Origin of the sequence: Lysinibacillus sphaericus, assembly GCF_000600105.1 — a bacterium.
GTDB classification, from domain to species: domain Bacteria; phylum Bacillota; class Bacilli; order Bacillales_A; family Planococcaceae; genus Lysinibacillus; species Lysinibacillus sphaericus.
The window spans coordinates 705,404-718,423 of record NZ_CP006837.1; the positions used below are offsets into that span (position 1 = coordinate 705,404).

At 38.2% G+C, this 13,020-nt stretch carries 8 protein-coding genes; 7 read left to right on the plus strand and 1 reads right to left on the minus strand.

Annotated features, from left to right (window positions below):
• The first annotated feature begins 25 nt into the window (after nucleotides 1–25).
• From secA to prfB, 3 genes are all read left to right on the plus strand, one after another.
• Entirely contained in the window at nucleotides 26–2,539 is a 2,514-nt protein-coding gene (gene secA / locus T479_RS03230) for a preprotein translocase subunit SecA (protein ID WP_025218653.1), read from the plus strand.
• A 350-nt stretch (nucleotides 2,540–2,889) separates the two neighbouring features.
• On the plus strand, nucleotides 2,890–3,447 hold the full coding sequence (locus T479_RS03235) for a competence protein ComK (protein WP_025218654.1): 558 nt from the start codon (nucleotides 2,890–2,892) through the stop codon (nucleotides 3,445–3,447).
• A 536-nt stretch (nucleotides 3,448–3,983) separates the two neighbouring features.
• Nucleotides 3,984–5,088, plus strand: a protein-coding gene (gene prfB, locus T479_RS03240; protein ID WP_370510640.1) for a peptide chain release factor 2 whose coding sequence is annotated in 2 segments (ribosomal slippage) — nucleotides 3,984–4,058 and nucleotides 4,060–5,088 — 1,104 coding nt in all. Because the reading frame shifts where the segments join, the coding sequence is not laid out codon by codon here.
• A 176-nt stretch (nucleotides 5,089–5,264) separates the two neighbouring features.
• Here the strand turns inward: prfB and T479_RS03245 are convergent.
• Nucleotides 5,265–5,774, minus strand: coding sequence for a competence protein ComK (locus T479_RS03245; RefSeq protein WP_025218655.1), 510 nt, complete (start codon nucleotides 5,772–5,774; stop codon nucleotides 5,265–5,267).
• Between the two features lie 231 nt (nucleotides 5,775–6,005).
• On the opposite strand from T479_RS03245, the gene T479_RS03250 reads away from it, so the two are divergent.
• From T479_RS03250 to T479_RS03265, 4 genes are all read left to right on the plus strand, one after another.
• Complete coding sequence (locus tag T479_RS03250; protein ID WP_024362495.1) at nucleotides 6,006–6,248, plus strand: IDEAL domain-containing protein; 243 nt, start codon at nucleotides 6,006–6,008, stop codon at nucleotides 6,246–6,248.
• Nucleotides 6,249–6,619: 371 nt separating this feature from the next.
• The gene (uvrB, locus tag T479_RS03255) at nucleotides 6,620–8,599 is read left to right on the plus strand and encodes an excinuclease ABC subunit UvrB (RefSeq protein ID WP_025218656.1); all 1,980 of its coding nucleotides are present in this window, start codon (nucleotides 6,620–6,622) and stop codon (nucleotides 8,597–8,599) included.
• A 7-nt stretch (nucleotides 8,600–8,606) separates the two neighbouring features.
• Nucleotides 8,607–11,471: an excinuclease ABC subunit UvrA gene (uvrA, locus tag T479_RS03260; protein WP_025218657.1), complete on the plus strand. Its 2,865-nt coding sequence runs from the start codon at nucleotides 8,607–8,609 to the stop codon at nucleotides 11,469–11,471.
• 288 nt (nucleotides 11,472–11,759) lie between these two features.
• On the plus strand, nucleotides 11,760–12,938 hold the full coding sequence (locus T479_RS03265; protein ID WP_025218658.1) for a DUF4097 family beta strand repeat-containing protein: 1,179 nt from the start codon (nucleotides 11,760–11,762) through the stop codon (nucleotides 12,936–12,938).
• Nucleotides 12,939–13,020 lie beyond the last annotated feature (82 nt).

The window sequence follows — 13,020 nt, forward strand, 5'->3', positions numbered from 1 at the left end:
CTCGTATAGGAAGTGAAAAATATTCATGGCAAACCTATTAAATAAATTATTTGATTTCAATAAACGTGAGTTAAAAAAATTAGAAAAAATCGCTGACCAAGTTGAGGGATTCGCTTCTCAAATGGAACAGCTTTCAGATGACCAACTACAAGCGAAGACAGAAGAATTTAAAAAGCGTTATGCAGATGGCGAAAAATTAGATTCTATTCGTGCTGAAGCTTTTGCGGTGAGTCGTGAGGCGTCCAAACGTGTATTAGGCATGTATCCTTTCCGCGTGCAAATCATGGGTGCTGCTTCACTTGATGAAGGTAATATTTCAGAGATGAAAACCGGTGAAGGTAAAACGTTAACAGCGACGATGGCGGTTTATTTAAATGCTATTACTGGCAAAGGCGTGCATGTTGTAACAGTCAATGAATATTTGGCTAGTCGTGACGCTGCTGAGATGGGCCAACTGTATAATTTCTTAGGTCTTACTGTAGGTTTAAATTTAAACAGTTTGTCAAAAGAAGAGAAGCGCGCTGCATATGAAGCGGATATTACGTATAGTACAAACAATGAGTTAGGGTTTGACTATTTACGTGACAATATGGTGCTCTATAAAGAAGAACGTGTGCAACGTCCGTTACATTATGCTGTTATCGATGAGGTTGACTCGATTTTAATTGATGAAGCACGTACGCCATTAATTATCTCGGGTCAGGCTGGGAAATCAGCACAATTGTACAAGCAGTCGAATGCATTTGTCCGCATGTTAAGTGCAGATACAGATTACACATATGAAGAGTCGACAAAAGGTGTTACGTTAACGGATGCTGGTGTAGAAAAAGCCGAAAAAGCATTTGGTATCGACAATTTATTTGATTTAACACATGTACGATTAAATCATGCTATTAACCAATCACTGAAGGCACATGTGAGTATGCATAATGATGTTGACTATGTAGTCCAAGATGGCGAAATTGTCATTGTTGACGGCTTTACAGGACGTTTAATGAAAGGGCGTCGCTATTCGGATGGCCTCCATCAAGCAATTGAAGCTAAAGAGGGCGTTGAGATTCAAAATGAATCGATGACAATGGCTACAATTACATTCCAAAACTATTTCCGTATGTATCAGAAACTTGCGGGTATGACAGGTACAGCGAAAACAGAAGAAGAAGAGTTCCGTAATATTTACAATATGAGTGTTATTGCGATTCCGACGAATAAGCCTATCGCGCGTGATGACCGTCCAGATTTAATTTTCGCTTCGATGGAAGGGAAATATAAAGCGGTGGCGGCTGACATTGCTGAACGCCATAAGGCAGGACAACCTGTACTTGTCGGTACAGTTGCAATTGAAACATCGGAAATTATTTCGCAGTTGCTTAATAAACATAAAATTCCACATAACGTATTGAATGCCAAAAACCATGAACGCGAAGCGGAAATTATCGCCAATGCTGGTTTAAAAGGTGCCGTTACGATTGCAACGAATATGGCTGGTCGTGGTACTGATATTAAACCTGGTGAAGGCGTATTAGAAATTGGTGGTTTAGCAGTCATCGGTACAGAGCGTCACGAATCACGTCGTATCGATAATCAGCTACGTGGTCGTTCTGGACGTCAAGGGAATCCAGGGGTTACGCAATTCTATCTGTCGTTGGAAGATGATTTAATGCGTCGCTTTGGCTCTGACAATATGAAGTCGATGATGATGCGATTAGGAATGGATGATTCTCAACCATTACAATCGAAAGTAGTATCAAGAGCTGTAGAATCAGCGCAGAAACGTGTTGAGGGGAATAACTTCGATGCACGTAAACGTTTATTACAATATGATGATGTTTTACGTCAGCAACGTGAGATTATTTACAAAGAACGTTATGATGTTTTAGAAACAGAAAATATGCGTGTACTTGTAGAGTCCATGATTCAGGAATCCATTGATAATGTTGTTGGCCTTTATACACAAGGAGAGCAGCAGAACGATTGGAACTTAAAAGCAATTGAGGATTATGTGTCCGCAAATCTATTAGAAGAGGGTACATTAAAAGTAGCTGATTTCCAAGGTAAATCTGCTGAAGACATTATTGCACTTATTTCCGACGCTGTGCACCAACGCTATGATGAAAAAGAAGCAGAGCTTACACCAGAGCGTATGCGTGAGTTTGAAAAAGTTATCTTATTGCGTTCGATTGATACGAAGTGGATTGACCATATTGACGCAATGGATCAATTACGACAAGGGATACACTTACGTGCTTATGGTCAAAATGATCCATTACGCGAATATCAACAAGAAGGCTTTGCTATGTTTGAGGATATGGTCGCTTCCATTCGTGAAGATGTAGCGAAATATGCGATGAAAGCCGAAATTCGCAGTAACTTAGAACGTGAAGAGGTTGCCAAAGGTCAGGCTGTGAATCCGAAAGAAGACGGTTCTCCAGCACCGAAAAAACAACCTGTACGTAAGGCAGAAAATATTGGTCGAAATGATTTATGCCCATGTGGTAGTGGCAAGAAATTTAAAAACTGTCATGGTGCAGGTCAATAAATAAAAGTAAAAGATCAATTCAACGGATAGTTGAGTTGATCTTTTTTTTATCTATTCCTAGAAAATATGGAGCTAAAAGTCAGAATTAATAGACAATAGATAATTAAGGGTATACAATAATTGTAACAATAGGTATTTAGTACAATGAAAGTGAATAGTATAGCAAATTACTGAATGATTTCAATAAGTCCACGTGAACTTTCTTTTTTTGACTAAAAGGGAGGTGAATAGATCTTCAGTAGACAAAACTCTCGAGGGTAAGCTCGAGGAAGTACATAGGTTACAACAAGATACATGTACATTCCTTTTTAATTCAGATAATAGACATGCTATTTAAGGAGGAGTAATCATTGCATTATAATTGTGGAGACATTATGAGTAGTGAAACGATGTTGTATATGCCTGAGTATGATGCCTTTGGAAATTTATGTACACGTGTAATTGAAAGAGACTTTCAATATATTTCTAAATTATCACCTACGAGATTAATGGATTTTAATCTTCGTTATTTTGGATCTAGCCTACGAGGGGCATTTGATGGCTCTAAGATGATATTAGGTAAGCTGAATAAAAATCCTATTGTTGTCCATGAGCGTTTTAATATTTTATGGTTCCCTAGTAAGTCGCCCTTACATCCTGAATGCATTTGGTTTGCTGTGCATCATATCGACGACTATATCGCGGTTGATAAAAAGCAAACAAAGGTGCTCTTTATGAACGGCCAAGAGATTATTGTGGATGTTAGCCCAAAAGCATTTGAATACCGTATTCAAAGGGCGTTCTTATTAAAATATAAGCTTGAAAAGCGTACAAAGCATTTACTTGTACAATTTGATCGAGTCAAAGTTTTTCAACGAATGGCTATCCATTCTAAATTGGAGGATGATTCAAAGCAAGATGAGAGCTAGAGATTAACCACGCATAATTACCCCATGATAACACTCAGAAGTAAGATTGCATCTTTATTTTTCTTCATGCTGTTAACAATTGCAGGAAATTTTCTAGTGGACTATTTTAGTTCACGGGCTCCATTTGGATACAAATGAATAATACTTGTTTATACGATAGGGTGGAAATGGATGATTTATTACGAAACGACTTGTATTTGTTGTAAGAAACTGTTTAAGCTTTTAGAAGGAACAAGGAAATATCAACTTTATAAGGTGAATCGTAATAGACGTTTGACTTGCGAACATTGTGATCAAAAGATTCATGCAGAAGCGCGTAAAAGTTTACTTGGAAAATTAAATTAGCAAAATTACACAAGAAAGTAGTAGCACAAGCTAAGCTAGTTTGTACTACTATTTTTTATTCAGGCTTTCCCTTTTTTAGTGCAACCTATGGAGATATTGAAAATAGTATGTTTTCCGCCTCAAAAACGCTATAATAAAAAGATACGGATTTTACTTATAATATCCATTAAAAATGTTCGGAGGATTTAACAATGATTGAATTAGCAGATGTACGTAATGTGTTAGACACTACAGCCACGAAATTGGCGGACTTTAGGGGGTCTCTTTGACTTAGAAAACAAGGAGGCACGTATTCAGGAATTAGATGAAATGATGTTAGAGCCTGGTTTCTGGGACGATCAACAAGGAGCACAAGTAGTCATTAATGAAGGGAATGGCTTGAAGGCCATTGTTAATGAATATAAAGAATTAGTCGATACACATGAAAACTTAGATATGACACTGGAGTTATTGCGTGAAGAGCCTGATGAAGAATTGCAGGAGGAGCTAGGCAATGAGCTAGCGGAATTCCAACAAAAAATGAATGATTTTGAACTGCAATTATTATTAAGTGGACCTTACGATCATAACAATGCGATTTTAGAGCTGCATCCTGGTGCTGGTGGTACTGAGTCTCAAGACTGGGGTTCGATGTTGCTTCGTATGTACACGCGTTGGGCTGAAAAACGTGGCTTTAAAGTAGAAACAGTCGATTATCTTCCAGGTGATGAAGCAGGTATTAAATCGGTAACATTGTCTATTAAAGGACATAATGCTTACGGTTACTTACAGGCTGAAAAAGGCGTACACCGTTTAGTACGTATTTCACCATTTGATTCATCAGGTCGTCGTCATACATCATTCGTATCATGTGATGTCATGCCTGAATTTGATGACAATATTGAAGTGGATATTCGTACCGAGGATTTAAAAATTGATACGTATCGTGCAACAGGTGCAGGTGGTCAGCATATTAATACAACAGATTCAGCTGTCCGTATTACACATATTCCAACAGGTACTGTTGTTCAATGTCAAGCAGAGCGTTCACAAATTAAAAACCGTGAAAAAGCCATGACGATGTTAAAAGGTAAGTTATACCAATTGGAAATTGACAAGCAACAAGCACAACTTGATGAAATTCGTGGAGAGCAAAAGGAAATAGGCTGGGGCTCTCAAATTCGTTCATACGTGTTCCATCCATACTCAATGGTGAAAGATCATCGCACAAGTGAAGAAACAGGGAATGTCGGAGCCGTAATGGACGGAGATATAGATCCATTCATCAATGCCTATTTACGTTCTAAAATCGGATAATAAATGAAAACCTCAGAGGCAACAATGAACTGCGCCCCAATTGTTAGACACATCTAACAATTGGAGGTGCAGTTTTTTTATGGTCAAATATACTGCAGAAGATTAATTACAAGCTTCTGAGGTTTTTTAAGGTGCCAGTCACTCAAACAATTCTGAATTTTCTAGGTGTCAGGCACTCAAAATGGAGGGTGATAGGGGGCATCATGGCTAAGTTGCTTGCGCTCTTCCATATAATGTTTATAGAGCATAGAGGCATTGACAAATTGTTTACTAATCGAGCCATATTTAATAGGGAGCTCGATTTTCATATCATTTTTCAACGTAATAATACAACCATCATTGCTTGGTGAAATATTTGAAATGGCATGAAGTCCAATCCAAATATTATGTATAGAGTTTGGCGAGTAGGTTGGCAAAAAAATGCAAGGAAAGCCATAATCATAAGCAACAACAATTGGCAGTTTATGTTGATTGCCAAAAAAACGTTTCGCGGAAATTTTTGCTGCTTCATACGTTGTGCCCAATGAAATGCATGACTTTCGTAAAACATGCAAAGGCTTGCGTGTCACAATTAACTCATTATGCTTGTCGATGACCCTTGTGAAAATTTTCGATTCATGTTGAATAGGTTGTAATAAATAAGTATTGAAAGACATTAAATAACCATTTACATAATTTGTGGACATATATACGTAATGCCTCCTTATGGGAATATTTATTTGTAGTGTAAATGACAAAGATGAATACTGAAAATATAGAAAAAAAACGAAATTATCTAGAAATTGATACTATTTCTTTAGAAATTTGCTTAAAAATACGCTATAATTCTAATAAATGATAGTTGATTTTATTTTGTTTAGCGTTGCAATTTGGTCTGAATTTTCTTATAATTTAGAAAAGGATCGAGGTGGAGATCGTTGGATAAATATTATTCGTACACAGATTTTCTAAAAGCCGTTGGTCAGTCGAAAAAAGTTGATGAGGCAGAGAAATTATTGAACGAGATTTATTTAGATTTATTTTTAAATCATATCCAGCGTATGCATCGTGAAGAACAGCTAATGGTTCTGATAGATAGAACACTCGATGAACGGGATGAAAAGGCTTTTCATCTATACGCGGCTGAACTAGAGGCATTACACAAAATAGCAAGTGAATAATACGATAAGACCGCTCTCCGTTAAGGGGGAGCGGATTTTTTTGTCTGCAACGAAATAGAAAGTGCCTTATTGCATTAATAGGGCAATAAGGATAATTGTCTTTGTCATTTGTAAATTTATAGAATTGTATGATTAAAGAATGGGTATATATCTAATCATGGATACAAGGAGCTAAAGTATTTAGCTTCTAGAAAAATGAATGATAGCGTTAGAATTAGTGACGAGTAATGAAAAATAATAAATGCGTTGTAATCAAGTGAGAAATTCGAAATTGAGAAAAATAACAAACATTCGTTCGTTAAATGTTCGATATTTTAGTACTGCTATGCTAAAATAAATGTACAAATTGGAAGGAAAGGACGGGAACATGCGTGCAAACATTTGATTTACAGGCGCCATATCAGCCTAACGGGGATCAGCCACAGGCGATAGCGGAATTAGTGGAGGGTGTACGGGAAGGGAAACGACATCAAACTTTGCTTGGTGCAACAGGAACGGGCAAAACATTTACGATTTCTAATGTTATTCAGCAAGTAAAAAAACCAACGCTGATTATGGCCCACAATAAAACACTAGCGGGTCAATTATATAGTGAGTTCAAAGAGTTCTTCCCAAATAATGCGGTTGAATACTTTGTGAGTTATTATGATTACTTTCAGCCTGAAGCGTATGTTCCACAAACAGATACGTATATCGAAAAAGATTCAAGTATTAATGATGAAATCGACAAGCTTCGTCACTCAGCCACATCGGCTCTTTTCGAACGTGATGATGTCATCATTATTGCTTCAGTGTCTTGTATATATGGTTTAGGTTCTCCTGAAGAATATCGCGAATTGGTTGTATCGATTCGAACAGGTATGGAGATTGAACGCAATCAGTTGCTTCGGAAATTAGTAGACGTGCAATATGAACGTAATGATATTAGTTTTACACGCGGGACGTTCCGTGTGCGAGGTGACGTTGTCGAAATTTTCCCAGCCTCTCGCGATGAACATTGCGTTCGTGTGGAATTTTTCGGAGATGAGATTGATCGCATTCGAGAAGTCGATGCGTTAACAGGAGAAATATTGGCGGATCGCGACCATGTAGCAATTTTCCCAGCCTCCCACTTCGTTACACGCGAAGAAAAAATGCTGAAAGCGATTGACAATATTGAACAAGAATTAGAACAACGTCTTGCGTTATTGCGAGCAGAAGATAAGCTATTGGAAGCACAGCGTTTAGAGCAGCGTACGCGCTATGATTTAGAAATGATGCGTGAAATGGGCTTTTGTTCAGGTATTGAAAACTACTCGCGTCATTTAACATTGCGTGAAGCTGGTGCTACACCATACACATTACTCGATTACTTCCCAGAAGACTTTTTGCTTATTGTCGATGAGAGTCACGTGACATTACCACAGGTACGGGGTATGTATAACGGGGACCAAGCACGAAAAGGGGTACTAGTGGAGCATGGATTCCGTTTGCCTTCTGCACTAGATAATCGTCCTTTGCGTTTCGAGGAGTTTGAACGACACATTCATCAAGCCATTTATGTATCAGCAACGCCTGGTCCATATGAACTTGAACATACGCCAGAAATGGTGCAACAAATTATTCGTCCGACAGGGTTACTTGATCCATTAATTGACGTGCGCCCGATTGAAGGGCAAATCGATGATTTAATTGACGAGATTCATGACCGTATTGCGCGCAATGAACGTGTCCTCGTTACAACATTGACGAAAAAAATGTCGGAAGATTTATCTGCTTATTTGAAGGAAATGGGCTTAAAAGTGGAATACTTACATTCAGAGATTAAGACATTAGAGCGGATTGAAATTATTCGTGAACTTCGTAAAGGTACATATGATGTACTAATCGGCATTAATTTATTGCGTGAAGGTTTAGATATTCCTGAAGTATCGCTCGTGGCGATTTTAGATGCCGATAAGGAAGGCTTTTTACGTTCGGAACGTTCGCTTATTCAAACAATTGGTCGTGCTGCACGTAATGCAAATGGACATGTTATCATGTACGCAGATAATATGACAGATTCGATGAAAAAGGCGATTGATGAAACGAAACGTCGTCGTTCAATTCAAATGGCCTACAATGAAGAACATGGCATTACACCGAAAACGATTGTCAAAAAGATTCCGGATGTTATTCGTGCGACACAAGTGGCAGAGGAAGAGGAATCGTATGTTACAAAGGCAACGAAAGGCAAGAAGTTGACGAAGGCAGAAAAAGAGAAATTGTTGGCATCTCTTGAAGTAGAGATGAAGGAAGCGGCTAAAGCGCTTGATTTCGAACGAGCAGCTGAACTACGAGATACAATTTTTGAATTGAAAGCAGAAGGGTGATTGGCTTGTGAAAAATACAGAAATCGTCGTGCAAGGCGCACGAGCACATAATTTAAAAAATATAAATGTCACAATTCCACGTGATCAATTAGTCGTGTTAACAGGTTTATCGGGTTCTGGGAAGTCTTCCTTAGCGTTTGATACGATTTATGCCGAGGGGCAACGTCGTTATGTAGAATCGCTATCTGCCTATGCGCGCCAATTTCTCGGCCAAATGGATAAACCAGATGTAGATGCAATTGAGGGGCTATCGCCTGCCATTTCAATCGATCAGAAAACGACAAGCCGTAATCCACGTTCCACAGTTGGAACCGTTACGGAAATCTATGATTATTTACGTTTGCTATTCGCTCGTATTGGGAAGCCAATATGTCCAAATCATGGTATAGAGATTACATCGCAAACGATTGAGCAAATGGTGGATCGTTTATTAGTTTATCCAGAACGTACGAAAATGCAATTACTGGCACCGATGATTTCAGGTCGTAAAGGAACGCATGTTAAGTTACTAGAAGACTTGAAAAAGCAAGGCTTTGTACGCGTACGGATTGATGGTGAATTACGCGATTTAGATGATGCGATTGATCTTGATAAAAATAAAAAGCATTCGATAGAAGTTGTAGTCGATCGTGTTGTTGTTAAAGAGGGCATTGCTGCTCGTCTTAGTGATTCGTTAGAAACAGCCCTTCGATTAGCTGAAGGACGCGTTCTTGTTGATGTCATGGAACATGAAGAATTATTATTTAGTGAACATCATGCCTGCCCATTATGTGGTTTTTCAATAGGGGAGCTAGAGCCTCGTATGTTTTCATTTAACAGTCCGTTTGGAGCATGTACAAGCTGTGACGGGTTAGGAACAACGCAGGAGGTTGATTTAGAACTAATCGTGCCAGATTGGGAACGTTCATTATTAGAGCACGCCATTGCACCATGGGAGCCGACAAGCTCACAATATTATCCACAACTATTAAAGGCAGTATGTGATCATTACGCGATTCCGATGGACGTACCTGTCAAAGATTTACCTAAAGAAAAGATGGATAAGATTTTATATGGTTCTGGTAAAGATAAAATTCGCTTCTATTATGAAAATGAATTTGGCAATGTACGAGATCAGATGATTGAATTCGAAGGTGTGGTGCGTAATGTAGAGCGCCGTTTTAAAGAAACAACTTCTGATTATGTACGTGAGCAAATGGAGAAATATATGGCACAGCAAGCTTGTCCATCTTGTAAAGGTTACCGATTAAAGCCCGAAACATTAGCTGTGAAAATTGGCGATCAACATATTGGACAAGTAACAGCGTATTCGATTCAGGAGGCAGATACGTTTTTCAAAGAGCTCGATTTATCTGAAAAGGATATGCAAATTGCGAGACTCGTATTGCGTGAAATCGAGGAACGACTTGGCTTCCTAGTGAATGTAGGGTTAGATTATTTAACATTAAATCGTGCAGCTGGAACACTTTCAGGTGGAGAAGCACAACGAATTCGTTTAGCAACACAAATTGGCTCTCGCTTAACAGGTGTACTCTATATTTTAGATGAACCATCCATTGGACTACATCAGCGAGACAATGACCGTCTTATTAGTACACTACAAAATATGCGAGATATCGGCAATACACTGATTGTTGTCGAGCATGATGAAGACACAATGCTAGCGGCAGACTATCTAATTGATGTTGGACCGGGCGCCGGCGTACATGGTGGTCAAATTGTAGCAGCAGGTACGCCACAGGAAGTCATGGATAATCCACAGTCGTTAACAGGCCAATATTTAAGTGGCAAGAAGTTTATACCACTACCAGTAGAGCGTCGTAAACCAAATGGGCGTAAATTGTCTATAGTGGGGGCAAAGGAAAACAATCTACAGAATGTCAAAGTAGATGTGCCATTAGGTTTATTTGTAGCAGTAACAGGTGTATCTGGATCAGGTAAATCAACACTAATTAATGAAATTTTATATAAATCATTAGCCCAAAAGCTCAACCGTTCAAAGGTAAAGCCAGGCGCACATAAAGAAGTATCCGGGATTGATGAATTGGAAAAGGTTATCGATATTGACCAATCGCCAATAGGAAGAACCCCTCGCTCCAATCCTGCAACGTATACGGGTGTCTTTGACGATATTCGCGATGTATTTGCCACAACAAATGAAGCGAAAGTACGTGGTTATAAAAAAGGGCGTTTTAGCTTTAACGTTAAAGGTGGCCGTTGTGAAGCATGTCGGGGTGACGGGATTATTAAAATTGAAATGCACTTCCTACCAGATGTATATGTGCCATGTGAGGTTTGCCATGGAAAACGTTACAACCGTGAAACACTTGAAGTAAAATATAAAGACAAAAGTATTGCCGATATTTTAGATATGACAATTGAAAATGCCGTCGTGTTTTTCGAAAATATCCCTAAAATCCAACGTAAATTACAAACGATTGTTGATGTTGGCTTAGGATATATGAAATTAGGTCAACCTGCGACAACACTGTCTGGTGGTGAGGCGCAACGTGTCAAATTGGCATCTGAATTACATCGTCGCTCAACAGGTAAGTCATTTTATATTTTAGATGAGCCAACGACGGGCTTACATGCAGATGATATTGCGCGTTTACTAATTGTTTTACAACGACTTGTAGAAAATGGGGATTCGGTGCTCGTTATTGAGCATAATTTAGATGTTATTAAAACAGCGGATTACATTATTGACCTAGGACCAGAAGGTGGCGACAAAGGAGGTACCATTGTTGCAACGGGTACACCAGAAGAAGTAATGGAAGTGGCTGGCTCTTATACGGGTAAATATTTAAAACCGATTTTAATACGTGATCGACAACGTATGGAAATGGCTTTAACAGAAGCAACAAAATAAATTTTTTACAAACAGCAAAAAGAAAAAAATTATAAAAATCTGCTCTGTTTCTGAGGGTGAGATTTAAGACCTCGTACGCTAAAGCATTTGGCACAGCTAGTATAAGTCTTATTTTCACTCTGGAAATGTAGCAGATTTTTTAAATGACAGTATCAAAAAAACATCTAGATAGCAGGCATGAAAACTTTTTTACTGTATGACAGTGCATGCTTTTTCTTTTTTCAGTGAAACTTTTCACATATGGAGACGTATAAATAAATATAACAATCTGTGGGAGGCTATACCATTATGCAAAATGAACGTCAACGAATTTTAGAACTTGTGGAAAAAGGAACTATCTCAGCGCAAGAGGCGATTACATTATTAGAAGCATTAGAGCAACCTAGCAAGTCCACTGATAGCAGTATGAACGATACGTCGAATACGGATCAGCAATCCTCAGCAGAAAAAGAACCAATCTTTAAAGAAGAACAAAAAAAGAAAGAGGAAGATTTCACAAAGCATTTCCAAGATGAAATCCATGATTTTCGTAAAGATTTAACACAAATTGGCTCACTCTTTATGGATATGATGAATACGGCAGTAAAAAAAGTAAAAGAATTCGATGTCTCTTCACCATTTGGAGATAAATTTGAATTTACTCATACCGAAGAACTTGCAGCAGCGCATATAGAAAATATTATGGTTGAGCTACCGAATGGTAATTTTTCATTAGAACCGTGTGAAGGTGATACTTTCCAAATTATTTGTAAGGTCAAAGCACCTCTAGTGAATGATAGTGAGGAAGAAACACGTAATCATTTCTTGGAGCAATTTGTTGTGAAAAGTGAAGAAGACTCACTACGAATTTTAAGTCAATTAAAGCTAGTACAAGTAAATGTACAAGTACTTGCACCAAAGGAAAAATTAGATAAATTATCTGTCCGTTTAATGAATGGTGGCGTAACTTTACAAAATATCGAGTTGGAGCAATTAAAGCTGAAAACATTGAATGGTGCAATTAAGGGCTCGAAGCTAGTATTTACGAAGGCGGAAGTGGATTCATCGAATGGCTCCATCGAATTAACGGATGTTCGTGGTAAAGATTTAGAAGCTGAAACTTTGAATGGGCGCGTATATTTAGATGGTGCATTAGATGAAGTAGAAGCAAAATCTATAAATGGACATGTTGTAGTGACAACATGCTCTAGTAAGTCTTCAAAAATTAAAGCACATACAGTTGCAGGTGCTGTAGAAATATATGTACCACGTACAATGTCGTTAAGCGGTAAAATTGTAACGAATTTTGGTAAAGTAGATGTCGGTATTCAAGATGCGTCGAAAATTGAGACACAAGATCAATTTTTATCTAAAGTAGTCCGTTTTGATAAAGAAGTGGAAGATGCCAACCGTCTATTTATTGAAGGCGAGTCGAAAACAGGAGCAGTTTTAGTACGTTATACAACGACTGACGAGCAAGAAATGTAAAATAAGGAGCATTCAAGCAAAGAGATGAAACAGCTTGAATGCTCTTTTGTATTTTCAAATGAAGCAATAAACAGGAATCGAC